25 protein-coding genes and 2 pseudogenes are annotated in these 23,585 nt (G+C 55.8%); 22 read left to right on the top strand and 5 right to left on the bottom strand.

Annotated elements, in window-relative coordinates:
- Window positions 1-27 precede the first annotated feature (27 nt).
- Complete coding sequence (locus ACOKCT_RS17150) at window positions 28-777, top strand: phage antirepressor KilAC domain-containing protein (RefSeq protein WP_103822326.1); 750 nt, start codon at window positions 28-30, stop codon at window positions 775-777.
- A gap of 22 nt (window positions 778-799) precedes the next feature.
- Here ACOKCT_RS17150 and ACOKCT_RS17145 read toward each other — a convergent pair.
- The 3 genes and pseudogenes from ACOKCT_RS17145 to hpaX form a co-directional block, all read right to left on the bottom strand.
- Window positions 800-901 (bottom strand): annotated as a pseudogene (locus ACOKCT_RS17145) (AraC family transcriptional regulator); the annotation flags it as partial.
- 163 nt (window positions 902-1,064) lie between these two features.
- Entirely contained in the window at window positions 1,065-1,865 is an 801-nt protein-coding gene (locus ACOKCT_RS17140; protein WP_420193699.1) for a Zygote formation protein zyg1, read from the bottom strand.
- 329 nt (window positions 1,866-2,194) lie between these two features.
- A complete protein-coding gene (gene hpaX / locus ACOKCT_RS17135; protein ID WP_371816556.1) occupies window positions 2,195-3,562 on the bottom strand; it encodes a 4-hydroxyphenylacetate permease in 1,368 nt (455 codons plus the stop codon).
- Window positions 3,563-3,950: 388 nt separating this feature from the next.
- Here hpaX and ACOKCT_RS17130 point away from each other — a divergent pair, with 388 nt between their 5' ends.
- From ACOKCT_RS17130 to catA, 17 genes are all read left to right on the top strand, one after another.
- Window positions 3,951-4,415 (top strand): MarR family winged helix-turn-helix transcriptional regulator, encoded by a 465-nt coding sequence (locus tag ACOKCT_RS17130; RefSeq protein WP_103179987.1) that lies wholly within the window; start codon window positions 3,951-3,953, stop codon window positions 4,413-4,415.
- A 335-nt stretch (window positions 4,416-4,750) separates the two neighbouring features.
- The gene (locus ACOKCT_RS17125) at window positions 4,751-5,875 is read left to right on the top strand and encodes an amidase (RefSeq protein WP_156654691.1); all 1,125 of its coding nucleotides are present in this window, start codon (window positions 4,751-4,753) and stop codon (window positions 5,873-5,875) included.
- A 102-nt stretch (window positions 5,876-5,977) separates the two neighbouring features.
- Window positions 5,978-7,105: an acyl-CoA dehydrogenase family protein gene (locus tag ACOKCT_RS17120; protein ID WP_420193698.1), complete on the top strand. Its 1,128-nt coding sequence runs from the start codon at window positions 5,978-5,980 to the stop codon at window positions 7,103-7,105.
- A gap of 21 nt (window positions 7,106-7,126) precedes the next feature.
- Window positions 7,127-7,483, top strand: a complete 357-nt coding sequence (locus ACOKCT_RS17115; RefSeq protein WP_156654689.1) for an IacB protein — start codon at window positions 7,127-7,129, stop codon at window positions 7,481-7,483.
- An 11-nt stretch (window positions 7,484-7,494) separates the two neighbouring features.
- Window positions 7,495-8,007 (top strand): nuclear transport factor 2 family protein, encoded by a 513-nt coding sequence (locus ACOKCT_RS17110; protein ID WP_156654688.1) that lies wholly within the window; start codon window positions 7,495-7,497, stop codon window positions 8,005-8,007.
- A gap of 28 nt (window positions 8,008-8,035) precedes the next feature.
- Entirely contained in the window at window positions 8,036-9,349 is a 1,314-nt protein-coding gene (locus tag ACOKCT_RS17105; protein ID WP_156654687.1) for an aromatic ring-hydroxylating oxygenase subunit alpha, read from the top strand.
- Window positions 9,349-9,828, top strand: a complete 480-nt coding sequence (locus ACOKCT_RS17100) for an aromatic-ring-hydroxylating dioxygenase subunit beta (RefSeq protein WP_156655492.1) — start codon at window positions 9,349-9,351, stop codon at window positions 9,826-9,828. The genes ACOKCT_RS17105 and ACOKCT_RS17100 overlap by 1 nt, the downstream gene beginning before the upstream one ends.
- A gap of 10 nt (window positions 9,829-9,838) precedes the next feature.
- Window positions 9,839-10,579 carry an SDR family NAD(P)-dependent oxidoreductase gene (locus ACOKCT_RS17095; protein ID WP_156654686.1) on the top strand — a complete coding sequence of 247 codons (741 nt, stop codon included), beginning with the start codon at window positions 9,839-9,841 and terminating at the stop codon, window positions 10,577-10,579.
- Window positions 10,580-10,588: 9 nt separating this feature from the next.
- Window positions 10,589-11,521, top strand: a complete 933-nt coding sequence (locus tag ACOKCT_RS17090; RefSeq protein WP_103179980.1) for a PDR/VanB family oxidoreductase — start codon at window positions 10,589-10,591, stop codon at window positions 11,519-11,521.
- Between the two features lie 10 nt (window positions 11,522-11,531).
- A complete protein-coding gene (locus ACOKCT_RS17085) occupies window positions 11,532-12,026 on the top strand; it encodes a flavin reductase (RefSeq protein WP_420193697.1) in 495 nt (164 codons plus the stop codon).
- Between the two features lie 86 nt (window positions 12,027-12,112).
- The gene (locus ACOKCT_RS17080) at window positions 12,113-13,372 is read left to right on the top strand and encodes an MFS transporter (protein WP_168192056.1); all 1,260 of its coding nucleotides are present in this window, start codon (window positions 12,113-12,115) and stop codon (window positions 13,370-13,372) included.
- Window positions 13,369-14,055 (top strand): 3-oxoacid CoA-transferase subunit A, encoded by a 687-nt coding sequence (locus ACOKCT_RS17075; RefSeq protein WP_420193696.1) that lies wholly within the window; start codon window positions 13,369-13,371, stop codon window positions 14,053-14,055. The genes ACOKCT_RS17080 and ACOKCT_RS17075 overlap by 4 nt, the downstream gene beginning before the upstream one ends.
- A 9-nt stretch (window positions 14,056-14,064) precedes the next feature.
- Window positions 14,065-14,727, top strand: coding sequence for a 3-oxoacid CoA-transferase subunit B (locus tag ACOKCT_RS17070; protein ID WP_103179976.1), 663 nt, complete (start codon window positions 14,065-14,067; stop codon window positions 14,725-14,727).
- The gene (pcaD, locus tag ACOKCT_RS17065) at window positions 14,728-15,495 is read left to right on the top strand and encodes a 3-oxoadipate enol-lactonase (protein WP_103179975.1); all 768 of its coding nucleotides are present in this window, start codon (window positions 14,728-14,730) and stop codon (window positions 15,493-15,495) included.
- On the top strand, window positions 15,492-16,607 hold the full coding sequence (locus tag ACOKCT_RS17060) for a muconate/chloromuconate family cycloisomerase (RefSeq protein WP_214422112.1): 1,116 nt from the start codon (window positions 15,492-15,494) through the stop codon (window positions 16,605-16,607). The genes pcaD and ACOKCT_RS17060 overlap by 4 nt, the downstream gene beginning before the upstream one ends.
- Window positions 16,608-16,619: 12 nt before the next feature.
- On the top strand, window positions 16,620-16,907 hold the full coding sequence (catC, locus tag ACOKCT_RS17055) for a muconolactone Delta-isomerase (RefSeq protein ID WP_103179973.1): 288 nt from the start codon (window positions 16,620-16,622) through the stop codon (window positions 16,905-16,907).
- Between the two features lie 32 nt (window positions 16,908-16,939).
- The gene (gene catA / locus ACOKCT_RS17050; RefSeq protein ID WP_420193695.1) at window positions 16,940-17,866 is read left to right on the top strand and encodes a catechol 1,2-dioxygenase; all 927 of its coding nucleotides are present in this window, start codon (window positions 16,940-16,942) and stop codon (window positions 17,864-17,866) included.
- 143 nt (window positions 17,867-18,009) lie between these two features.
- Here catA and ACOKCT_RS17045 read toward each other — a convergent pair whose 3' ends face one another.
- Window positions 18,010-19,032 carry an NACHT domain-containing protein gene (locus tag ACOKCT_RS17045; protein WP_420193694.1) on the bottom strand — a complete coding sequence of 341 codons (1,023 nt, stop codon included), beginning with the start codon at window positions 19,030-19,032 and terminating at the stop codon, window positions 18,010-18,012.
- Between the two features lie 1,353 nt (window positions 19,033-20,385).
- Here ACOKCT_RS17045 and ACOKCT_RS17040 point away from each other — a divergent pair.
- From ACOKCT_RS17040 to ACOKCT_RS17030, 3 genes and pseudogenes are all read left to right on the top strand, one after another.
- Window positions 20,386-20,867: pseudogene (locus ACOKCT_RS17040) on the top strand (Hcp family type VI secretion system effector).
- Window positions 20,864-21,340 (top strand): DUF2778 domain-containing protein, encoded by a 477-nt coding sequence (locus ACOKCT_RS17035; RefSeq protein WP_159339486.1) that lies wholly within the window; start codon window positions 20,864-20,866, stop codon window positions 21,338-21,340. Before ACOKCT_RS17040 ends, ACOKCT_RS17035 begins: the two are co-directional and overlap by 4 nt.
- A gap of 2 nt (window positions 21,341-21,342) precedes the next feature.
- Window positions 21,343-21,585, top strand: coding sequence for a hypothetical protein (locus ACOKCT_RS17030; RefSeq protein WP_103179968.1), 243 nt, complete (start codon window positions 21,343-21,345; stop codon window positions 21,583-21,585).
- Between the two features lie 55 nt (window positions 21,586-21,640).
- On the opposite strand, the gene ACOKCT_RS17025 is transcribed toward ACOKCT_RS17030, so the two are convergent.
- Complete coding sequence (locus tag ACOKCT_RS17025) at window positions 21,641-22,096, bottom strand: hypothetical protein (protein ID WP_159339485.1); 456 nt, start codon at window positions 22,094-22,096, stop codon at window positions 21,641-21,643.
- A 394-nt stretch (window positions 22,097-22,490) separates the two neighbouring features.
- Here ACOKCT_RS17025 and ACOKCT_RS17020 point away from each other — a divergent pair, with 394 nt between their 5' ends.
- Window positions 22,491-23,558, top strand: a complete 1,068-nt coding sequence (locus ACOKCT_RS17020) for an FUSC family protein (RefSeq protein WP_159339484.1) — start codon at window positions 22,491-22,493, stop codon at window positions 23,556-23,558.
- Window positions 23,559-23,585 lie beyond the last annotated feature (27 nt).

The raw sequence follows: 23,585 nt of genomic DNA, 5'->3' as shown, positions 1-23,585 counted from the left end.
GTAATGTATGAGTGAGGGGTGAAACCTATGGTAATTCCTGTTGAAACTTTCCAGTCCAGTGGCCAGCTTGCCACCATCAGCAGTCGCGAAATCGCGAAGCTGACCGGTATTGCTCATACCGAGGTGAAGCGCATGGTAAAAAGCCTGGAAACGGCGCAGCGTCTTTCGCAGCCGGTAACGGCCAGCCTGTATGAGCGCGAAGGTGAAATGCGGCAGGAGTTTTTGCTGAACAAACGGGACTCCCTGCTGACGGTTTCGCGTATCTCCCCGGGCTTTACTGCCGCCATGCTCGATCGCTGGCAGGAGCAGGAGAGAAACGTCAATATTCCGGACTTCACCAACCCGGCGGCGGCGGCGCGCGCCTGGGCCGAGCAGTATGAAAAACGCCAGCGTGCTGAGGAGCAGCTAGCCCTCTGGGCACCAAAGGCGGCGTTCTTTGATCAGTTTGTTCAGGTCAAAGAGTCGCTGGGCTTCCGTCAGCTCTGTAAGATCCTCAAAGCGAAAGAGCCCCAGTTCCGGGAGTTCCTGCTTGAGCGGAATATCATGCAGCGCGTCGGCGGTAACCTGGTTCCGCCGCAGCACCACATCGATGCGGGCTATTTTACCCTGCACAGCGGCGTGGGCGAAAACGAGCGCACCTGGTCTCAGGCACGCTTTACCGCCCGCGGCGTGAAATGGGTGGCTGACCTGTGGGCTAAACACCTGTCAACGCTGGCAATTGAAATGCCTCGCACGGAGCGCACCGAAGGCGCCCCTGTCCAGCAGAGCTGGCTTTAATCTCTCCTGTAAAGCGAACCGGTCAGATCTCCTCTGGGGTCTGACTGGCTTCACGCAATGCCCCCGGCGACTTACCGACAACCCGCTTAAACGCGGGGCTGAATGCCGCCAGCGTACGGTAGCCGCCGACGCATAACGAAGACGTAAACTGGCTAACCACAGAGGCTTTAGGTTAGCCAGATTAATATTACTGGCACACTTCAGCTTCATTATCGCCACGCCGACGTTGTGCAAGCGTACAATAATATAAAAAATGACTGGCTTAATTTTGTATAAAGGGTGGAGTATTATTCTTTAACCAATTTTTTAAAACGTTCAATAAGATTTTTATATCTGGCGGGTTGCGCTGTAAAAATAGTGTCATATTCCGCAATCGTATCAGGTGAAACAAACAGGAAGGTATGGGCTTCCTGTAATTGCTCAAACGTGGCGTTAACCGACTTATCGTACCCGGGCTGGGAGAGGGCACGGTGCGATTTTTTTGAGGCGTAGAACAGACGAACCGTTACGCTCGGTGCCCCAAAAAGCTCTTCACAGATAAAAAGAAGGTGACCCCGTTTCGCGTTTTCATCGCGCTCAGCTTCCTGAAAGTCTCCCTTTACCGCACTCAATACCCCGTGGGCGATCGCCATTGCGCTGCCACTGCTCAGGCCGGGGATAAGCTGCTGTATGATTTGTGTATCAACGTTAACCCCACTGTTTTTGATCGTGAGTAGGTTCCTGTTCTTCTGCACTTCAACAAAAAATCCAGACTTGCCCACCAGTGAGCGCCATGCCTGATAGTCAAAAAGTGATCTACCCGATTGATTCATCGCGCTGGACATGGCTGCAAATAACGCCGCCACGCTGGCAAATAATTTTTTGGTGCGTATGGTTAATTTAGAAGAAGTTAAGACGAAGAGAATATTTCCTGTCTGATTGATTCGCAACATTGCATATTTTTCAGTATCGCTGGCACTGTCCATTAGCATCAGACCCTGATGCTTTTCTTCCAGCTCCGGCGATACAAAGAGATAGTGATCCAGGGGCGCTTTTCCGGCGTCAATCCATGTCTCCAGTTCGGTATCGATAATTGGTTCAAAATTCATAAAATAACCCTCTTTCACTTATTAAGTACAAAAATAAAATATGCGAAAATGATATCCACCTATGATGTGCATTATATTTTTTGAGTAAAATCCTATGCTGTTAAATATGCGCTGAATAAAATAAGGAAAATGTGATGAATGTCGTCATTCCTGGGTTTATATAATTAAAAGTGATCAATTTTATATTGTTAATATCTTTTATCTATATTAATAGAACGATGTATCACGCAAAATGATCTTTTCCGCGCGGGCTGGGACGAGGCAAGGCCGGAGACAGAGAGGAAAAAGCCCGGAACAGGGCTGCTGTTCCGGGCTTTTTAGAGGAAGGGCTATCGCTGCGGTTCCGCCTGTTTCATCGGAATCAATGCAATCACTACCGCACCCAGCACCAGGAAACCGGCCACCATAAAAATACCGGCGTTAAAGTTCCCGGTGAGATCTTTCATCATCCCCATCAGCAGTGGGCCCAGCGCGGCGCCGGTCATCCCGGTGGCGTTGATCACTGCAATACCTAAGGCGCGGGCACGCAGAGAGATGGAACGATCCGGGGTGGTCCAGAAGATCACCATGGCGGCAAAGGCCCCGGCCGAGGCCATCACGATGCCAGTGAACTGCAGCATCGGATCGGTGCTGGTGGCGGTGAGGATCCAGCCTGCGGCGGCAAAGAGGTACGGCAGCAGGGTGTGGACTTTACGCTCGTTGCGCTTGTCGGAACGTTTACTCCACCAGACCATTGCCACAATGGTACAGACCTGTGGAATGGCGCTCAGGATACCGATAGTCACGTTACTGCTCTCCTCGCTGATGCTGCGCAGGATCAGCGGCGTCCAGACGCTCAGGGCGCTCAGGGTGTTGGTCAGGCAGAAGTAGGCGAGGGTGTAAAGCATGATAGTGGGCGTGAACAGCTCGCGCATCAGGCTACGCTGCTGCGGCGCCAGGGCGGCCTGCTCCCGCAGCTGCTTACTCTCGGCGTTCAGGCGATCCGCTTCCAGCATCTCCTTCAGGCAGGCTTTATCATCCTGGGTCAGCCAGCGCGCTTTATCCGGGCTGTCGTCCAGCCAGAACCAGACCACAAAGCCCAGAATGACCGACGGGAAGCCTTCGAGCAGGAACAGCCACTGCCAGCCCTTCAGGTTCATCACCCCATCTAGGTTGAGAATATAGCCGGAGGCCAGCGAACCCAGCGCCATGGTCACCGGCATGGCAATCATAAACAGGGCGTTAGCGCGGGCGCGGTAGTGCGCCGGGAACCAGAACGTTAAATAGAGTAACAGCCCCGGCAGGAAGCCCGCTTCGGCAATCCCCACCAGCATACGCAGCACGTACAGGCTGTTAGGGCCGGTAGCGAACATCGTGGCGGTGGAGGCGATCCCCCACACCACCATCAGAATCGCAATCCAGCGGCGCGCGCCCACTCTGCTCAGCATCACGTTGCTGGGGATCCCGCAGATGACATACATCACGTAAAACAGCGTGGTTGCCAGTCCGAACATGGTGCTGGTGAGGCCCAGATCTTTGCCCATCGTCAGACCGGCAAAGCCGATGTTGATGCGATCCAGATACGAAAAGACGAACAGAATGAACAAAAAGGTGATCAATCGCCGGAATAACTTTTTGATCACCCGCTGTTGACGCGGATCGAGCGTGTCGTCAGCAGACGCAGGCGGAGCCAGCACGCTAGCGCGTGTTTGCTCCATCGATGGGCTCTCATTCATGAAATGCTCCACATAACGGTTAGAGGTAGTGTTAGCCCCGTTTGACGCGGGGTGTTTTTATAATGTGTTGATAAGCAGGTAAATTTTAATAAAAGCCGATAACTAGCGGGTAAGGGGAGCTACCCGGTGCACGCGATGCAAACACGTGCGCTAACGTATAGGAAATCGCGAGCATGGACGTCAATGTTCTGTTTAAAAAATGATACGTAATTGTTAATCTCGTAGCGTTTTTGAATCATAATGCGATATCGATCGGCTTTTGCGGCGCAGCGAGTGGTTAACCGCAGGGGGCAGGGTGCGATCGGGCTATAGCGGGGGATAAATAGCGGGTATAATTGCGGTCAATGCATTACTTCTGGAACGTCATTTCATGAGTCATACGAACACATCGTCAGACAGCGGCCCCACTTTTCACCGCGAAGAGTTCCCGTTCTACTGGATAGTTAACGTCTACGCACGTTATACGCAAGTGATGGAAATCACACTGAAAAAGGTGCAGCTTGATGTGTCCCGCTTTCGGGTGCTGATGATTACCGAGCAGTACGGTAAGGCCAGCATTTCGCAGATCGCCGAATTCGCGATGGCCAAAATGCCCACCGTCACCAAAATCGTTGGTCGCCTGCGCGACGATGGCCTGGTGACCACCGCCAGCAGCGTGCAGGATGCCAGAGTGACCGAAGTGATGCTCACCGATGCCGGACGCGAAAAAGTGGCCGAGGCACACCGCCTTACCCGCAAGGTTTTCGAGAAGGGTTTTAAGGGCATGACCGCGGCCCAGCGGGAAAAAATGAACCTCTCACTGTCGAAGGTACTCGACAACCTCAACGCGCTCTGAAGCGTTCCCGCAGAGAATTGCGGATTTGTGACAGCCTTAAAAATTCAAGATAAGTCACTGTAAAGTATAATATTATAAAAGAGCCGCTCTGATGACCAGAGCGGCTCTTTTTTCATTTCCGCGCCGCGTTTATTGTTATTTATCATCATCCTAAGCCTCTCTTCATGGATTGTTAGAAAAATGTTTCAGTGTTATTTTTTCGTAAAATTAACGTGAAATATTACTTGAATATTCATCTAAATCTTCCATGATTGACCAGAACAAACGTGGGTCGAACCGCAGCGAAGAGTGCGTCACCCAAATGTGATTCGTTTTTTCTGGTTAAGGTGCAAATTATGCAACCTGTTACTGAGAGCAATGGTTTTGTCACCCGATGTACCCTCGGCGAGGGCGATCTCCGCTTCGCGGTAAAAGACACCCTCGACATCGCAGGCTTTCCCACCCGTGCAGGCTGCCCGGCACTGGCCGCAAACCCGGCGGCGGAACAACATGCCGACGTGGTCGCAACCCTTCTCGGGCAGAAGTGCATCCTGACCGGAAAAACCACCCTGCACGAGCTGGCGTTTGGTGTCACCGGAATCAACCCCTGGGCCGGCACGCCGGTTAACCCGCTGTTTCCTGACCTGATCCCCGGCGGCTCCTCCAGCGGCTCTGCCGCAGTGGTGGCTGCTGGTGAGGTGGATTTTGCGCTCGGCACCGATACCGGTGGCTCGGTGCGCATGCCTGCCGCCTGCTGCGGGATCCTCGGCTTAAAACCGACTTACGGCGCCGTGAGCCGGGCAGGGGTGATGCCCGCGCAAAGCTCGCTGGACTGCGTGGGGATCTTCGCCCGAGAGCCGGGCGTCCTGCGTGACGTACTGACCCGACTGGGGCTGCCGGTTGACGCGCCGCTGCACAGGATGCCCGCCATCGGCTTTATCCCGTCGGCGCTCATCAGCATCGATTCCCTGCTGTTGAACTTCCTCGCCCAGGCCGACCTGCAACCGCGTCAGGCTGAATTGCCGCTGCTGGGGGATGCCCATCGCGCCGGGTTGACCCTCATCAGCCATGAAAACTGGCAGGCTTTTAAAACGCTACTGCGTGACGACAGGGTCTCTGCCGACGTCGGCACCCGCATCCGTGCCGGGGCCGGGATCGATGCCCATGCCCTTGAGGCCGCAGAGGCTATCCGCCGCACATTTACCGCCCAGGTGGATGACCAACTGGCGAAAACCCCGTTGCTGGCCCTGGCAACCCTGCCGGAACTGCCGCCCACGCTGGAAGAGGCGAAGGATCCGCTGAGCGTCGTCAATCTCACCCGGCTGGTGCGCCCGTTCAACCTCAGCGGCCACCCGGCGCTGACCCTGCCTGCGGGTACGCTTGATGGCCGTCCGGTGGCGCTACAGCTCGTTGCCGGCAAAGGGCAGGAGGGGCTGCTGGTGCAGGCGGCTGAATGGCTCTCTGAGCGACGACGCCGCTAACCATCCCGCTTTACCGACAGTTTCAACACTAACTCAGTGAGTACCACTCATTGCGGCAGCACTCGTCTCTCTGCGGGCCGCACACTCTTTTGGGAGGAAGCTATGTCTGCCGTTCATGTTCGTGAGGAACTCGTTCCACTGCTGAATGAAGTCGCCACCCGCAGCGCCGATTTTGAGCAACAGCGTCATATCTCGGACGACATCATCGCCCGCTTTAAGCAGGTGGGCGTCTACCGCGCGTTAGTCCCCAAAATCTACGGCGGCGAGGAGTGTACCCCGGCACAGTTCTGTGAGCTGATCGAGCAGATTGCCACCGCCGATGGCTCCGCAGGCTGGGTCGCCAGCTTCGGCATGAGCCCCTTCTACCTTGGGGCGCTGCCGCCGGACACCCTGAAAGAACTCTACCGTGACGGCCCGGACGTGGTCTTCGCCGGCGGTATTTTCCCGCCGCAGAAAGCGGTGCTGGCGGATGGCGGCTACCGCGTCTCTGGCCGCTGGGGCTTTGCCAGCGGCAGCATGGGGGCCTCGGTCTTTGGCGTCGGCATCCTGCCGGAGAGCGGCGAACCGCTGCCGCGCATGGCGGTACTACCCCGCGACAGCGTGCAGATTGACCCGGTGTGGAACACCGTCGGCCTGGCCGGAACCGGCAGCCACGATCTGGTGGTTAACGATGCGTTTGTGCCGCAGGAGTGGACCTTTGTACGCGGCGGCGCCCTTAACCTGGAGGGGGCGCTCTATCGCTATCCGGTGCTCTCCCTGGCCACCCAGGTGCTCTCGGTGGTGGCGCTCGGCGTCGCCCGCGCGGCCCTCCATGAAATCTATGCCATTGCCCATCGTCAGCAGTCGGTGACCGGCGCGCCGCGCCTCGCGGAACGGCCGCAGGCGCAGATGCAGATAGCCCGCTGCGAAGCGGAACTGCGCTCCGCCCGGGCCTGGTTCTATGAGGCCATCGACGAGGTGTGGCAGTGCATCCTCGCCGGGGATGACCCTGCCTGCGCGCAGATCAACGCCCTGCGGCTCTCCTCCACCCACGCCACCCGCGTGGCCGCTGAAGTTACCCGCCAGGCGCTGGCACTGAACGGCATGGGCGGCATCACTATGAAAAGCCCGCTGCAACGCTACGTCCGCGACACCATGGTGATCACCCAGCACGCCTTTATGGGCGACCTCTCTTATCTCAACGCCGGTACGGTCTATTTCGGTGGCCAGCCTCTGCCGGGTTATTTGTAATTTTCACCACAGGAGCAACAGATGAGCCAGATAACAACCTTACGCGTGCTGTTTTGCATCGGCGTGAACCAAAACTTTTTTGATGCCACCCCGGCAGAAGCCAGACAGGTGTGGGCCGCGTTCGGCGTGATGATGAAAGGCATCGACGAAACCCAGGGCATCCGCGTCATCGGCAACATGGACGATGACCGCCTGATGGTCGGCCCGTCCACCACCTCGCCCTGGACCACCTACGTGCTGGCCGATGCCGACACCCTCGACAGCGTGGTGGCCGCCTGCAACCTGTTCCGCACCACTCCGGTGGGCGACGGCGAGTACAAGCTGTGGAAGTACTGCAAGATCGAAGCCCGCGTCGGGCGTGAGCTGATCATTCAGTAACGGAGCACACCATGAGCCCACAGGATGCGCTGCGTTTACAGCAGCTTGAGGATCAGCAGGCCGCCCGGGTCTGTATCAGCACCTACATGCGGCTGTGCGATCGCCTCGACAGCATGGAGACGGTACAGGCCATCGGCGCGCTGTTCAGCGCAGACGCCTGCTGGGAAGGGCTGGGTGAACCCTACGCCACCCGGCTGGGCAGACATCAGGGGCGCGAGGCGATTGTAGCGATGATGGCGGGCTACGTCCGCACGCCCGCGCACTTCGCCCTGAATGGCCACTTTTTATGCTCCGAGGCGCTCTGGCACGAGGCCGACGGCGAGCTGCATGGCCGCTGGCAGATGCTGCAAACCTCCGCCTTTACCGCCGGTGGCGCGCACCTGAATGCTGCCGAGCTGCAGATTATTTTCCGTCGCGAAGCCGGGGAGATGACCATGCACCATTTCACCACCCGCAACCTGTTCAGCAGGCCGGTAAGCCACTGGCATGCGGCGGATGCGCTACCTGTACCGGACAAAAACTAAAACGCCGACCACGAGCAGGAGAAAGATTATGCAGTGTGACCAGATCATCAATGTCAAAAATATCGATACCACGACGCCGAGGGCCCCGAGCCGGGAAGCGATTGCGGCTCTGGTAAAGGCGGATCGTGTCCACACGTCGCTCTACACCTCTGACGAGCTGTTCCAGCTGGAGCTGGAGCGCATTTTCAGCAAAACCTGGGTCTGGGTGGCGCACGTCAGCGAGATCCCGGAGACCGGCAGCTTCAAAACCACCGAGATCGGCACCCAGCCGGTGATCGTGGTGCGCGACCGCAAAGGCACCCTCCACACCCTGCTAAACCGCTGCCGCCATCGCGCGGCCACCGTCTGCGAACACCGCAGCGGCAAAACCAACAGCTTCGTCTGCCCCTACCACGGCTGGGGCTACGCCCTGGACGGCAGCCTGCGCGGCGTGCCGCACCCGGAAAGCTATGCCGACAGGCTTGAGAAGAACGAGCTGGGGCTGGTGTCGCTGCGTACCGAGCAGTATGCGGGCATGGTTTTCGCCACCTTTAACGAGCAGATCGAACCGCTGGAGGATTTCCTCGGCGCGGCGAAGAAGTGGATGGATCTCTTTATGAAGCAGGGGGCGGGCTACCCGATCAAAACCGGGCCGGCACACCGCTTCCGCTTCCCGGGCAACTGGAAAATTCAGCTGGAGAACACCACCGACGGCTATCACTTCCCGGTGGTGCACCGTTCTTTCCTGAGCTCCGTCGATAAGCAGACCGAAGAGATGCTCAACTTCGTGGACGGCAGCGGCTATGTCGAAGATCTCGGCAACGGCCACAGCGTGATGGTGATGATCCCGGAACTGGTGGATCTGGAGGCCAACCTCGATGCGCCCATCCCGGAGCGCTTTATCGGGCTGGCGGACGAACTGCGAAAAGATCACGACGAAGCGCAGGTCAGACGCATCGTGCGCGCGGTGGGCGGCTCCGGCTTCAACCTCAACCTGTTCCCGAACATCGCCTGTTCAATGGCTTTCTTCCGCGTCCTGCAACCCATCTCAGTGATGGAAACCGAAATTCATCACGCGGTGATCACCATGGACGGCGGGCCGGAGATCGCGAACCAGGCGCGGCTGCGTCTGCACGAGCACTTCCAGGGGCCGATGGGCTTTGGCACCCCGGACGACTCCGAGGCCTGGGAGCGCGTGCAGCGCGGAGCCACCGCGGGGGATGACCTGTGGATCATGCTCAACCGCGGCCTGGCGGGGGAGTACCGCACCGATGACGGCCTGCGCAGCGACGTCAGCGCCGAAACCGGGATGCGCGCGGCCTACCAGCAGTGGAAAAAATTGATGACGGAGAGCGAAAAATGATGACGCCAGATTCTGTGCTGTTTGCGGCGATGTCCGTAATCAACCTCGAAGGCGATCTGCTGGACCAGGGCGAGTTCAACGCCTGGCTGGATCTCTGGCAGCGCGACGGCCTTTACGTGGTGCCCATCGACCCGAACGAAACCGATTTTAAAAACACCCTTAACTACGCCTGCGACGATCACCACATGCGCGAGAAGCGGGTGAAGCGCCTCTACAGCGGAGAGTCCATCTCCACCACGCCCCGCGCCAGAACCCTGCGCACCCTGTCGCGCTTCCGCCTGCTGGAGTCCCGCGAGGATCTGATCGTGGTGCGCGGGGCGCAGTCCCTGTGGGAGCACCGCAAAGGCCACAGCCGCCACTATGCCGCGGATATCACCTGGCACCTGACACCGCAGGAGGGCAGGTTGCTGATTACCCGGAAGGTGATCCGCCTGGTCAACAGCGACGATGTGCTGCACAGCATCGGCTACATCCTCTGAGGAACTCCCCATGACGCAAACCGTATTAGTGACCGGCGCGGCCGCCGGTCTGGGCAACGTGATTGCCGCTCACCTGCTGGCGCAGGGGGATCAGGTGGTGCTGACCGACGTTGATGTGGCCCGCGCCCGGGAAGCTGCGGATCGTCTTGATGACGGCCAGGGCAGAGTGCTGGCGCTGGGGTTAGATATCTGCCAGCCGCAGGATTTTGCGCAGGCGCTCGACGCGACCATTAAACGCTTCGGCAGCCTGGAGGTGCTGGTCAACAACGCTGCCCTGACCCTCGCCACCCCGGTGATGGAGATTACGGTGGAGGAGTTCGACCGGGTGATCGCCACCAACCTGCGCGGCACCTTTGTCGGCTGCCAGACCCTGGGGCGTTACTTCGCAAGTACAGGCTACGGCCGCATCATCAACCTCGCCTCGTTAGCGGGGCAGAACGGCGGCACCGCCTCCGGCGCCCACTACGCCGCCTCGAAGGGCGGCATTCTGACCCTGACCAAAATCTTTGCCCGGGAGCTCGGCAAATCCGGCGTGACGGTGAACGCCATCGCCCCGGGCCCGCTGGATCTGCCGATGGTTCACGCCCTGGTGCCGGAAGAGAAGATGGCCGGTCTGCTGGGGATGATCCCGGTCGGCCAGTTAGGGGAAGCCGGGTTTGTTGCCCAGGCGGTGGCTTTGCTGGCATCAGAGCAGGCGTCGTTTGTCACCGGGGCGACCTGGGACATCAACGGCGGTCTGTTTATGCGTTAAGGAGCCAACATGCTGACATTACAGGTTATCAGGCGGGAGTTGCAGGGCGAGGTGCTCCTGCTGACGCTGGCGCATGCTGACGGGAACGATCTTCCGGCCTTCAGCGCGGGGGCGCATATCGATCTCCATCTTGCAGACGGCCTGGTGCGTCCGTACTCCCTCTGCGGCGACCCGCAGGATCGCCGTCACTACCAGCTCGGCATTCTGAAAGACAAAAAGTCTCAGGGCGGCTCCCTTGCCGCGCATGCGCTCAACGTTGGGGATCGGATCCAGGTCAGCGATCCGCGCAACCTCTTTGCACTGGAGGAGACGGCCAGCCATTGCCTGCTGATTGGCGGCGGGATCGGTATCACCCCGATGCTGGCGATGGCCGCCGAACTGCACGCCAGCGGCCGCTCCTTCAGCCTGCACTACTGCGCCCGTACCCGGGCCGGGGCGGCGTTTATTGCCCAGCTGGAGCAGGCGGCCTGGGCCGACCGCGTGCATCTGCACTTCAGCGACACGCAACGCCTCAATCTGAAGGCGGTGCTGAGCGACGTCCCGGCCAATACCCACGTCTACACCTGCGGTCCGACCCGGCTGATGGATGCGGTCACCGACGAGGCAAGCCGCCTCGGTTATCGCCCGGAGCAGGTGCATCAGGAGTGCTTCAGCGCCGAAGTCGTCACCGGTGGTGCGGCCTTTGAGGTGGTCGCGGCCGCAAGCGGCATTACCGTCCAGGTGCTGGAGAACCAGACCATCGTCGAGGCGCTGGCCCAGGCCGGGCTGAAGGTCTGCGTCTCCTGCAAACAGGGGATCTGCGGCAGCTGCCTGACCGACGTGCTGGAGGGAGAGCCGGACCATCGCGACAGCTACCTGACCGACGAAGAGAAAGCTGACGGCGATCAGATGTTGTTGTGCTGCTCCCGGGCCAAAAGCGCCCGTTTAGTCATCGATCTGTGAGGAAACCCTTATGACACTGCAAACCGAATTTCGTAACGCGATGGCACAGCTGGGGAGTGCGGTCTCGGTGATCACCACCGACGGCCCGGCGGGTAAATTTGGTTTTACCGCTTCCGCCGTCTGCAGCGTCACGGACTCGCCGCCGACGCTGCTGGTCTGTATGAACCGCAACTCCTATGCCAACGCGCACTTCAAGCAGAACGGAGCGCTGTGCGTCAACGTCCTCTCCAGCGACCATCAGGATCTCTGTGGGGTCTTCGCCAACGCCAGCCTGCGATCCGAGCAGCGTTTTGCGTATGACGCCTGGCAGGTGATGGCCAGCGGCGCGCCGGTGCTCAGCTCGTCGGTCGCCAGCTTCGACTGCCTGATCGACACCTGTCATGAAGTGGGCAGCCACTCCGTTTTCTATTGCCAGGTGCAGGCGATACGCATCAGCGAAGCGCCGCGCGGGCTGGTCTACTTTAACCGTCGCTACCATGCCATCGGGCATGATGTGGAAGCGTAAAACCAACCATAAGGGTAACGCTGATGAGCAATGTCGTGACTGAAAACCGCAACGCTGCGGCCGCCGTTCCACACGATGCCGGGCAGATGCGCAAGCTGGTGTTCGCCTCGGTACTGGGTAATGCCCTGGAATGGTATGACTTCTTCCTCTACGGCACCGCCGCGGCGCTGGTGTTTGGCCCGCTCTTCTTCCCGGTGGTCGGCGACCCGATGCAGGGCACGCTGCTGGCCTTCTCCGGCTTTGCGGTGGGCTTTCTCGCCCGTCCGCTGGGCGGGATTGTCTTCGGTCATCTTGGGGATCGCTACAGTCGCAAGATGACGCTGATCATGACCCTGACCCTGATGGGGGCCACCACCTTTGTCATCGGCCTGCTGCCGACCTACGCGCAGATTGGCATCTGGGCGCCGCTCTCCCTGATCACGCTGCGCTTTTTACAAGGCGTGGCATCGGGCGGCGAGTGGGGCGGCGGGGTGCTGATGCTGAGCGAGAACGCGCCCGCGTCCCGTCGCGGCTACTTTACCGCCTGGAGCCAGATGGGGGTCTCCGGCGGGTTTGTCCTCTCCGCCTTCGCCTTTTACCTGGTGCAGAAGCTGCCGGAAGCGGAGCTGATGAGCTGGGGCTGGCGCGTGCCCTTCCTGCTGAGCATCGTCATCTTCCTGGTCGGGGTCTATATCCGCAAAAACATCCGCGAGAGCAAGGCCTTTACTCAGGCCAGACCGGAAGAAAAACACGAGAAGATCCCGCTGATGGTGCTGGTGCGCGAGCACCCGAAGGCGCTGATGCAGGCCATCGCCCTGCGCCTGCCGGAGAACGGCGCCTCCTATATCTTCTTCACCTTCTCGGTGGTCTACGCCAAACACATCGGCATCGGTACCGGGGAGATCATCAGCGCCGTAACCCTGGCGATGCTGGTGGAGTTCTTCTCGATCCTGTTCTGGGGGGCGCTCTCGGATCGCATCGGCCTGAAGCCGGTCTACTACATCGGGGTCATCGGCCTGCTGGTGATGGCGTTCCCGTTCTTCTGGCTGCTCTCCACCGGCGACTACGGCTGGATCATGCTGGCGATGCTGCTCGGCCTGCCGTTCTGCCACGGGGCGATGATCGGCACCCAGCCCTGCATCATGAGCGACCTGTTCCCGGTGCGCGTGCGCTACTCCGGTCTGGCGCTGGGGCATGAGGTGGGCTCGATCTTCTCCGGCGGCCTGGGGCCGATGCTGGCGGTGGCCTTGCTGATGCATTTCGACGCCTCCTGGCCGGTTTCCCTGTTACTGATGGCCTATGCCCTGCTGGCGTGGATCGCCCTGCGTAGCCTGCCGTCCGCCAATAAAAACGAGGTAACGAAATGATTGATAAACGGATTGCCGCCACCGAGGGTGCCGTGGCGGACATTTTCGACGGCGCGGTGGTAATGGTGGGCGGATTTGGCGCCGCCGGACAGCCCGCCGAACTGCTGGATGCTCTGATCCGCCGTAAGCCGCGGGACCTCACCCTGATCAGCAACAATGCCGGGAACGGTGACTACGGTCTGGCGGCGCTGCTGAAGGCTGGCTGCGTGAAAAAAGTGATCTGCTCTTTCCCACGCCAGACCGACTCCTGGGTCTTTGACGACCTCTACCGTCGTGGCGAAGTCGAGCTGGAGCTGGTCCCGCAGGGCAACCTCGCGGCGCGCATTCAGGCGGGCGGCAGCGGGCTGGGGGCGATCTTCACCCCCACCGGGTTTGGCACCGAACTGGCGGCGGGCAAAGAGACCCGCCATATCGATGGCAAAGATTATGTCCTCGAGTACCCGTTAAAAGCCGATTTCGCCCTGATCAAAGCCCTGAAGGCCGACCGCTGGGGCAACCTGGTCTACGACAAAACCGGGCGCAACTTCGGGCCGATCATGGCCGCCGCTGCCCGCTGCACCATTGCCCAGGTGAGCGAGATTGTCGCCCTCGGCGAGCTCGACCCGGAGGCGGTGGTGACGCCGGGGATTTTTGTCCAGCGCGTGGTGACGGTCACGCCGCAATGCCTGCGGCAGACGGCATAAGGAGAGCCCGTGAATAAACTGACCCATCAACAGCTGGCCGAACGCATTGCCCGCGACATCCCGGAAGGGGCCTACGTCAACCTCGGCATCGGCCTGCCGACGCGGATTGCCAACTATCTGCCTGCGGACCGCGAGATCTTCCTGCACAGCGAAAACGGCATTCTCGGTATGGGGCCTGCGCCGGAACCGGGCTGTGAAGATCCGGAGCTGATTAACGCCGGGAAACAGCCGGTGACGCTGCTTGCGGGCGGCTGCTATTTCCATCATGGCGACTCCTTCACCATGATGCGCGGCGGCCACCTGGATATCTGCGTGCTGGGGGCCTATCAGGTCTCCGAACGCGGGGATCTGGCGAACTGGAGCACCGGCGAGCCCTCTTCGATTCCCGCCGTCGGCGGGGCGATGGACCTGGCGATTGGCGCGAAGCGCGTCTATGTGATGACCGAACATCTGACCCGTCAGGGCGACTGCAAGATTGTCAAAACCTGCACCTATCCGCTGACCGGCATGGCCTGCATCGACCGGATCTACACCGACATGGCGGTGATGGATATCACCGATCGGGGCATTGTGGTACGGGAACTGTTTGGCGACGTGACGGCGGAATACCTCCAGTCCGTCACCCCGGTGGCGCTCACCTTTGCCCTGAACAGCGAAACCGAGGAGGCGTGAATGGAGCTTGAATATCGCCTCGACGGCCTGGAAGCGGCCCCGCTGCTGGTGCTCTCCAACTCGCTCGGCACCACCTGGGAGATGTGGCAGGGGCAGATGGCCGATTTTACCCGCCATTTTCGCGTGCTGCGCTACAACACCCGCGGGCATGGTCGCTCTCCGGTTTCGGCTGGGGGCATCACTCTCGACTCGCTGGGGCAGGACGTGATTGCCCTGCTGGATCGTCTCGACGTTGAGCGGGCCTGTTTTTGCGGTATCTCGCTGGGCGGCATGACCGGGATGTGGCTTAACCGGCACGCCCCGTCGCGTTTTGATCGCATCGTGGTGGCGAACACCGCGGCAAAAATCGGTGAAGCGAAAGGCTGGCAGCAGCGCGCCGCAACGGTGCGCCAGCAGGGGATGGCCCCGGTCGCCAGCACCGCGGCGGCGCGCTGGTTCACCCCGGCATATCGCCAAAGCAATCCCGGGATGGTGAAGCTGCTGGTTGACGGTCTGGCCGACACCCCAGCCGAAGGTTACGCCGCCTGCTGCGAAGCGCTGGCAACGGCGGATCTCCGTGATGAGGTGGCGGCCATGCTGCGCCCAATGCTGGCTATCGCAGGGGATGAAGATCCGGTCACCACGGTGCAGGACGCCCAGTGGATCGCGGCTCAGGCGAAGCAGACAGAATATGTGGCGTTACCCGCCTCGCACCTGTCGAACGTCGCCTGCCCGGACGCATTTAATCAGCAGGTGCTGACCTTTTTAACCCGCAGGAGCATGACATGACCCTCACTATAGAATCCCTGGCCTGCTGGCTGGTGGACATTCCCACCATCCGCCCGCACAAGCTGTCGATGGCCACCATGGGTTGCCAGACGCTCACCATCGTCCGGATGCAATGCGCGAACGGCGTTACCGGCTGGGGCGAAGCCACCACCATCGGCGGCATGAGCTACGGCCCGGAAAGCCCGGAGGCGATCAAATCCGCCATTGAAACCTATCTCGCCCCGCTGCTGTGCGGCCAGTCGTTCAGCGGCGTGGCGCAGCTCGCCGACAGGATGAACGCCCACGTAAAGGGTAACACTTTTGCCAAATCCGCCCTCGAAACCGCCTTCCTCGATGCCCAGGGCAAAGCGCTGGGGCTGCCGGTGAGTTCACTCCTGGGCGGGGCGCTCACCACGCGTCTGCCGGTGCTCTGGACCCTGGCGAGTGGCGACACCCGGAAAGATATCGAAGAGGGTAAACGCCTGCTGGCAGAGGGGCGACACAACACCTTCAAGCTGAAAATCGGCGCCCGCGGGCTGGAGGTGGATGTCCGCCACGCCCTCGCGATCAAGGCCGCGCTGGGCGACGAGGTGAGCGTGCGGGTGGACGTCAACCAGGCCTGGGATCTGACCACCGCTATTAAAGGGATGACGCAGCTACAGGCGGGCGGGATCGACCTGGTGGAGCAGCCGATCCCGCTGTGGGATCGGCAAGGGCTTATTACCCTCAGCCAGCGTTTTGCGGTACCGATCCTCGCCGACGAAGCGGTGGCCACCAGCCATGATGGCTACGCCCTCGCGAGCGGCGGCTTTACCGGGGCGTATGCCCTGAAGATCGCCAAAGCGGGCGGCCCGGCGCAGGCCCTGAAGCTGGCGCACGTGGCACAGGCGGCGGGCGTGGCGCTGTACGGCGGCACCATGCTGGAAGGGACACTCGGCACCGTCGCCTCGCTGCACGCCTGGTCCACGGTGAGGATGCAGTGGGGCACCGAGATGTTCGGCCCGCTGCTGCTGAAGGATGACATCGTGGTCCGTCCGCTGGATTTCAGCCAGGGAGAGGTGACGTTACCGCAGGGGCCGGGGTTAGGCATTGAGATCGACGAAGACAAGCTGCGTCATTACGCACGTCAATAAAAGGAAAACGCGATGCTTTTTAAAGTGGAAATGACCGTCAACATCCCGTCGTCGCTGCCGGCGGCAGAGGTGGAAGCGATCAAGGCGAAAGAGAAAGCCTACTCCCAGCGCTTACAGCGTGAAGGCAAGTGGCCGCACATCTGGCGCGTGGTCGGGCAGTACGCCAACGTCAGCATTTTTGACGTGGCGGACAACCAGGAGCTGCACGACATCCTGACCGCGCTGCCGCTCTACCCGTGGATGGAGATCAGCGTGCAACCTCTGTGTACGCATCCCTCATCCATTCATCACTCGCAATAACAACAAACGTACCCTACAAAGAGGAATATGCAATGTCTGTGAATCCCGTACATCAAACCGAACTGGATACCTTACTCGCGATCAGCAGCGGCTTAAATTCCACCGGCGGTAACGATCGTCTCAAAAACATCATGCACCAGCTGCTGAGCGATCTGTGCAAGACCATCAAGCAGTTCGACGTGACGGATGAAGAGTTCTGGATTGCGGTGAACTACCTTAACGCGCTGGGCGGACGTCAGGAGGCGGCGCTGCTGGCGGCGGGCCTGGGTCTGGAGCACTATCTCGATATGCGCGCCGACGAGAAAGAGGCAGCCTCCGGCAACGACGTGGGCACCCCGCGCACCATCGAGGGGCCGCTGTACGTCGCCTACGCCCCGCTGAGCGAAGGCTTTGCCCGCATGGACGACGGGAAAGAGCAGGGCGAAACCCTATGGCTACAGGGCCAGGTGACCAATCTGAACGGTAAGCCGGTGGCGGGCGCGATCGTGGATATCTGGCACGCCAACACCCTCGGCGGCTACTCGTTCTTCGACCCGTCCCAGAGCGAATACAACCTGCGCCGCCGCGTGCGCACCGGGGAAGATGGCCGCTACGCCGTGCGCAGCATCGTGCCGTGCGGCTACGGCTGCCCACCGGATGGGCCGACCCAGAAGCTGCTGACCGCGTTGGGGCGTCATGGTAATCGTCCGGCGCACGTACACTTTTTTGTGTCGGCACCGGGGTACAAGCACCTGACCACCCAGATCAACCTCAACGGGGATGAATACCTGTGGGATGACTTTGCATTTGCGACGAGGGCGGAGCTGATTGCGGATCCGGTGAAGATTACGGACCCGGCGGTAGCGCGGGCACGTGATCTCGGGGGGGAGCATACGGAAGTGAACTTTAACTTTACGCTGGTGGAAGCGGCGGAGAGCGGGGAAGAGGAGAGAGGGAAGCGAGCGCGGGTTAAGGAGTGAGTGCTGAGAGGTTGATAGGGCCGGGTCCGCGGTGAGCGGGCCCGTTTTATTTGACCACTCAACAAAAGATAACAGCCTTTATTATGCTGAGCATTAAAAAACTTACTGAACCCTTTTAAGTATAATATCTATCACTTCGCTCACTAAAAATTAAAATAATCCGTAGAGTTTAATGAGTCTTTTCTGTTATTAATTTTATCTACTGCTTTATTGTATCGTCGTCTAATGAGCACATCAATGCTTAGTCTTAGTGCTTCTAAGGCAATTGATTCTGGAAGTCTTTTAAAATCAAGAATTTTACGAATGCTTAACTTACACCAATCACCCTCTAAACTATTACCATTCTCTCTGATAAGACTTATTAATTCTTTATCAGTTAACTCTATTTTCATAAAGTCAAGGGAGAATATAAATAAGTTTGAAAATAAACTTGGGTAGAAATCGGATTTATCGAAAGTGAAATTTTTTTTCTCTATTTCATAGCTTTCTTTATGACCAGCCTTGAAAGTAGTAAATTTGACGCGGATAAAGATATCATTCAAGAAAATCTCTTTAACAGAGGGCGGTATTACATAGTTGTCATTTTTGATATACTGAGAGGATAAAGATAAGAAATTAGTTATTGCTGGTATAAATCCATGCTCATGGAAGTTGTAATAGTCTAATTCTTCCAAGAAGAATAAGGTGTTATGAAATGTGGTATAAAAAGAATAATCGTTAAAACATTTTTTATAGAATGCTATTTTTTTATCATGTTGCAATGAAATGATAAAAGATGCGGCGAAGAATTCTTGAATTGACTTATGAATAAAGCGATACTCATTAAAGCCATCCTCAATAATCAAGTTAGTAATAGAAGATAACTCTCTTAATGTTTTCTCAGCTATAGATTTGTCCTCGTTGATATGCTTAAGTGCAATTGAGGCAAAGATTACTAGCTTTTCATGACTGAATCCATTTAAACCCTCCCTCAAGGAAATAAAACACAAACAATCAAAAAGTTCTCTATAGATGCGTCTATTATCATTCCAGTGGCGTTCTCTGTAGACTTTTCCTTTTATATTATCGTGTCTATGAAAAACAGTATTGAAAATATTTGAATAAAATTGTGATAATGTATTTTGGATATCTTCACCTACGTTATAACTTATACAAAATAAAACCACTAAAATTGGCGACTTTAATATGGAATATTTCTTTGTATGTAAAGGACTACGTTTTAATGCACCACATAGCTCATCACATTTTTCTTCATCAATGGCAGTTTTTTTATAATCCCAAAAATTTGTTGTTCAGTTAATTCGCACACTGAAAATGTTCTTAATTCTGACAGAGAGTCGATTTCAGTATCGGGTCTGCTTGTACAGATCACATGACAGTTGAAAGAATTAATGAAGCGTCTGATTTCATCAAGCAGATCTATTCTAAACTCTGGCTTAACCTCATCAAACGCATCAAGATATAACTTAACATTACTGTCTGCAAATAATTTTTTCAGCGCATACTCTGATATGTTAACTCCATAATGGCTTAGCGATTTTGATATCGCGAGTTCGAGAGTTCCACCAGTATATTTTTTAGCTCATAGAAAACAGGGAGTCGACTATATTTTTTGCGTTATTAAATAATAATTTTCGTAATAGTATGGATTTTCCTTGGCCTGCTAATCCTTTTATTAATATAGATCTATCATTATCTAAAACTGTGGAATCGTTGACCTCTAATCTGCTCTGTGTACCTGATTGCATTATATCAATCGGAATATAAACGTCATCAACATGAAAAGATTTATCTTGAGAGATCAAGGTTTTTATTTCTAAATTCCTTTCGCAATATTCTAAATAGTGATCTTTGAATCTCAGTATGTCTAAAAGTTCATACTTTTTAGCTAAAAAATCGAAAACGGACGCTATTGTTTTTTTGCGACCTCATTAGCCGTTGAGGTCAACACCGTACTAGTAACTGCTCCCATAGACACTTTCAAACCTCAGTTTGGTGAATTGCAGTCTGCATTATATCAATAAAGTGTAACCATAACAGGTATTGTCCTTGCTCAAAATTAATCCAGTGCCATCTAACTTATGACGCTCATCACAGAAACGCTGCCAGAGGCATGAGTGATTAACAAGACAAAACGGTTAGCTTTAGGCAGCTGATGTTCAGCCTGCGGGAACGTAGTTTTAACATGATGAGTGTTGTTATAACATGTTAATTGTCTCGGTGTAGTACGATGTATTGTGTCTGCATATGGATGTGTTGTAACACTTACACTTTACTATTGGTGGTACTGCGCACAGTAAGCTTGAAGATACTGGTTTTGGTGCTAAGCAAAACATAATGAATAGATATTAACATTTATAAAATATATTATTTAAATAATACTCATAAGCTAGCCAATTACTTTGTCGAGGTTTTAGGTTTTTGACATTTGACAATCTACACAGTTAATTAATCTATATACCGTCGAAAATAACCATATTATAATTATGGTTTCTAAGGTCAAATGGAGATTAAAGATCATGGCTATTCCAGCTTACTTATGGCTTAAAGATGACGGTGGGGCAGATATTAAAGGTTCTGTAGATGTAAGGGCTCGAGAGGGCAGCATTGAGATTCATAGTTTCGCGCATGGTCTACATCTACCCACAGATAACATGACGGGTAAAATTACAGGAACTCGAGTGCATAGTGCATTAACCTTCGAAAAGGAATTCGATTCATCAAGTCCCTACTTGTACAAGGCAGTAGCGAAAGGCCAGACGCTAAAAAGTGCCGAATTTAAGTGGTATCACATCAACGATGCCGGGCAGGAAGTTGAATACTTCAATATGCTGCTGGAAGGTGTCAAAGTCGTCTCGGTCTGTCCTCTGATGCATAACTCAAAAATGCCAGCACCGAAAAACATAATCATCTTGAATCTGTTTCGCTCCGCTATGAAAAGATTACATGGAAGCACTGCGACGGAAATATCATTTTTACTGATGCGTGGAACGACCGATGATTCATTGTACCTTTCGGCTTAACGGCAATGCTTTGTCTAATCTGAGCTGTACGGGTATTGGTTTTTTCCCTGCGTATTCGGGTAATACAGGACAGCACCGGAATAATCCTGATTCAGTTGCCATAAAGGATATTGGTCCACTGCCGCCGGGTAAATATTATATTGTTGACCGGCCCCGTAGCTTAAGTACACGCGTAAAAGATGTTTTTGCAACGCAAGAGACGGGCCCTGATCACTCAATATGGTTCGCTCTGTATCGCGTAGATGGGAATATCGATGATCACACATTTATTGAACAAGTGGAAAGAGGGAACTTCAGACTTCATCCTGCAGGATATAAAGGGATCAGTAACGGCTGCATTACGCTTCCTTCTCGTTGTCATTTTGCAGTACTACGGGAAGCACTCCTAAGAACCCCTACAGTGATGGTATCCGCATCACTTAACGCTTACGGCACTATTCAGGTGTATTAACGATGACGCCAGCGAAACACGCAGGTTTATGGCTTATTCAATTCTTGTCATTTCTCGTGATTTTTTCAGCATTTTACCTGCTCCTGCCTGAAGTATATTTGTTCAAGCGCTTCAGCGATCGGTTTGGATTTATTACCGAGCAGGCGTGGAATGATTTATTCATGTTATCCGTTCTCACTGCGTCAGTAATCATCAATACACTATTGATTTTCACTGTCGCCAGGATGAAAGAAAGACACCTATAACCAGCACAAACCCGGTCTTACTGACCGGGTTATGTGCCCAGACGTTCAGCAGCGCTTAGTGCGCCGTAATATACCGCTCCTTCACAAACTCCGCCAACAACCACACCATATCATGCAGCAAATCTGTTAATTCCTTCGTTACGCCAGGCGGCAGAGTGCCTGCCAGCAGCGCCTCTGTTAACGCCAGCGCATAATCCACCTGTAACGCGGTTTCCTGCCAGCAATCCGGTACGCAGGAGGCGACTTTCTCCCCCACGATAAGCTGTGCGACCAGGTACGGCGGCAGATCGGCATCGCAGAGTTCTCGCAGCTGGCGAAGGCCATGCAGTAAACGCTCACAAAGCGCACTGAATATAGCTGCGTCGTCAGTTTCAACCAGCACGCTCACCAGTGCGGCGCAATGTTCGGCGGTCTCGAAGAGATCCGCATCAGCCGGAAAGGGCAGGGCGGTAAGTTGATGAATAACGCTTTCGTCAGATGGGGTATAATACAGATTAGAGAGAGTTGTCATGTCGTGTTCCTTTTTAAAAATCTCCTCACCATCCCATGAGTTCCTACGCTCATGAGTGGTAGCGCTGACGGAGGTAGGAATGCCGTACACGACAAAAACGGCCAGCCTCGCGGCTGCTCCGCCAGCGCCACCGTGATTTTAACGGGATGAGCGCTGTCGCGACAAAAAATATTGTCGTGTCGTGAAAGTACGGGTTCCTACGCCCGATTGCGGATGTGCCGCAACGCAGTCACTCTACGACGCCGATCCCCTGATAAAAAGAGTTAACCCCGAATTACATAAGGTTACTTGAGACTTTGCGAGGCGGCTTCCAGAAAGGTCATACCGGGTGATTTGCTTGCCCTGCGCGGATAACTACACTCCCTTTTAGCCACATAAATAGAGGGAGAAGATCGTGAACATCAGCTTTCATTCACCGACCGCTCAACTCAAAAATTGGCTAAGTCGTCTGGCTGCAGCAACGCTGAAAGAATTATTCGCAATTCAGGTCATCTCAGCCGTGTTGGTGTCGGTGCTGTTGTCCGATCTGGCGGGTTTTGATTACTCTGGCTGGGCAGCACTGAGTAGCTATGCGGTGATGAATAATTCAGTGAAGGCCTCCACGGTTCGGGCGTTTAACCGGGTGACAGGAACCGTGCTGGGCGGTGTGCTGGCACTCTTGCTTACCACGTATCTCGTCCAGGACTCGGCGTTTCTGGTCCTGTTCTGCGCAGTTGTCGGGGGCGTGGCGGTATGGCAAGCGGACATCTCCCGCTGGTCCTATTCCTGGGTGCTGGGGGCGGTCACATCCATGATGGTGATGGCTGAAGCGCAGAAGAACAGTGAGCTTCGTCATCTGTTACGTTTTACGTTTAACCGTATCGAAGAGGTGGTGTTGGGCTGCGTAGTTTGCATTGCGATTACTTTGCTCTTTTATCCGTTAAACCGGCGCAGACAGGTTGCACCGCCGCATCAGGAGAGTCACCCTGAGCCAGCTCATCGACCGCTATTGCCCCTGCAGGCCGGGATTACACTATTACTGGTGACGCCGATATTGCTCGTTTTCCAGCTGACGGGATTCTGGCAGGCGATGGTTTCAGTGCTGGCGGTCTTTATTCTTCCTGCCTCGACTCAGCCCCTACAACAGCAGATCGGCCAGCGAATGCAGCAACGTTTATACGGGTGCATTGCCGCTACATTGCTGAGTTTTATCCTTTTACCTCTCATGCATCATTATCCCCCGGTGTATATAGCAATACTGGTCGCGGGATTATGGCTGGGGTGTCATCTGCAACAGGGAAAATCTTCCATCAGTTATTTCGGACGTCAGTTTACTGTGGCCTGGATCATCGTTTTTATACAGGATACGTTATGGCTGGCCGAGCCGATCCAGGCCGTTATGCGCTGTGCCAGCATACTGATCGCCATTATTTTCATTGGCATTGTTATGGTGGTATTTCGCTCGCTAAAACTAAGCGTCTGAATTCTCTGGCTCCCACAACCTGAAGAA

This window comes from Leclercia sp. M-A074-M (assembly GCF_965195605.1).
Lineage (GTDB): Bacteria > Pseudomonadota > Gammaproteobacteria > Enterobacterales > Enterobacteriaceae > Enterobacter.
Note: the sequence above shows the minus strand (reverse complement) of the source record. Positions and strands in the feature narration are given on the sequence as shown.

Coding starts and splice junctions, on each gene's coding strand:
- ACOKCT_RS17150 (WP_103822326.1), top strand. CDS start 28: ATGGTAATTCCTGTTGAAACTTTCCAGTCCAGTGGCCAGCTTGCCACC.
- ACOKCT_RS17140 (WP_420193699.1), bottom strand. CDS start 1,865: ATGAATTTTGAACCAATTATCGATACCGAACTGGAGACATGGATTGAC.
- hpaX (WP_371816556.1), bottom strand. CDS start 3,562: ATGGAGCAAACACGCGCTAGCGTGCTGGCTCCGCCTGCGTCTGCTGAC.
- ACOKCT_RS17130 (WP_103179987.1), top strand. CDS start 3,951: ATGAGTCATACGAACACATCGTCAGACAGCGGCCCCACTTTTCACCGC.
- ACOKCT_RS17125 (WP_156654691.1), top strand. CDS start 4,751: ATGCAACCTGTTACTGAGAGCAATGGTTTTGTCACCCGATGTACCCTC.
- ACOKCT_RS17120 (WP_420193698.1), top strand. CDS start 5,978: ATGTCTGCCGTTCATGTTCGTGAGGAACTCGTTCCACTGCTGAATGAA.
- ACOKCT_RS17115 (WP_156654689.1), top strand. CDS start 7,127: ATGAGCCAGATAACAACCTTACGCGTGCTGTTTTGCATCGGCGTGAAC.
- ACOKCT_RS17110 (WP_156654688.1), top strand. CDS start 7,495: ATGAGCCCACAGGATGCGCTGCGTTTACAGCAGCTTGAGGATCAGCAG.
- ACOKCT_RS17105 (WP_156654687.1), top strand. CDS start 8,036: ATGCAGTGTGACCAGATCATCAATGTCAAAAATATCGATACCACGACG.
- ACOKCT_RS17100 (WP_156655492.1), top strand. CDS start 9,349: ATGACGCCAGATTCTGTGCTGTTTGCGGCGATGTCCGTAATCAACCTC.
- ACOKCT_RS17095 (WP_156654686.1), top strand. CDS start 9,839: ATGACGCAAACCGTATTAGTGACCGGCGCGGCCGCCGGTCTGGGCAAC.
- ACOKCT_RS17090 (WP_103179980.1), top strand. CDS start 10,589: ATGCTGACATTACAGGTTATCAGGCGGGAGTTGCAGGGCGAGGTGCTC.
- ACOKCT_RS17085 (WP_420193697.1), top strand. CDS start 11,532: ATGACACTGCAAACCGAATTTCGTAACGCGATGGCACAGCTGGGGAGT.
- ACOKCT_RS17080 (WP_168192056.1), top strand. CDS start 12,113: ATGCGCAAGCTGGTGTTCGCCTCGGTACTGGGTAATGCCCTGGAATGG.
- ACOKCT_RS17075 (WP_420193696.1), top strand. CDS start 13,369: ATGATTGATAAACGGATTGCCGCCACCGAGGGTGCCGTGGCGGACATT.
- pcaD (WP_103179975.1), top strand. CDS start 14,728: ATGGAGCTTGAATATCGCCTCGACGGCCTGGAAGCGGCCCCGCTGCTG.
- ACOKCT_RS17060 (WP_214422112.1), top strand. CDS start 15,492: ATGACCCTCACTATAGAATCCCTGGCCTGCTGGCTGGTGGACATTCCC.
- catC (WP_103179973.1), top strand. CDS start 16,620: ATGCTTTTTAAAGTGGAAATGACCGTCAACATCCCGTCGTCGCTGCCG.
- catA (WP_420193695.1), top strand. CDS start 16,940: ATGTCTGTGAATCCCGTACATCAAACCGAACTGGATACCTTACTCGCG.
- ACOKCT_RS17035 (WP_159339486.1), top strand. CDS start 20,864: ATGATTCATTGTACCTTTCGGCTTAACGGCAATGCTTTGTCTAATCTG.
- ACOKCT_RS17030 (WP_103179968.1), top strand. CDS start 21,343: ATGACGCCAGCGAAACACGCAGGTTTATGGCTTATTCAATTCTTGTCA.
- ACOKCT_RS17025 (WP_159339485.1), bottom strand. CDS start 22,096: ATGACAACTCTCTCTAATCTGTATTATACCCCATCTGACGAAAGCGTT.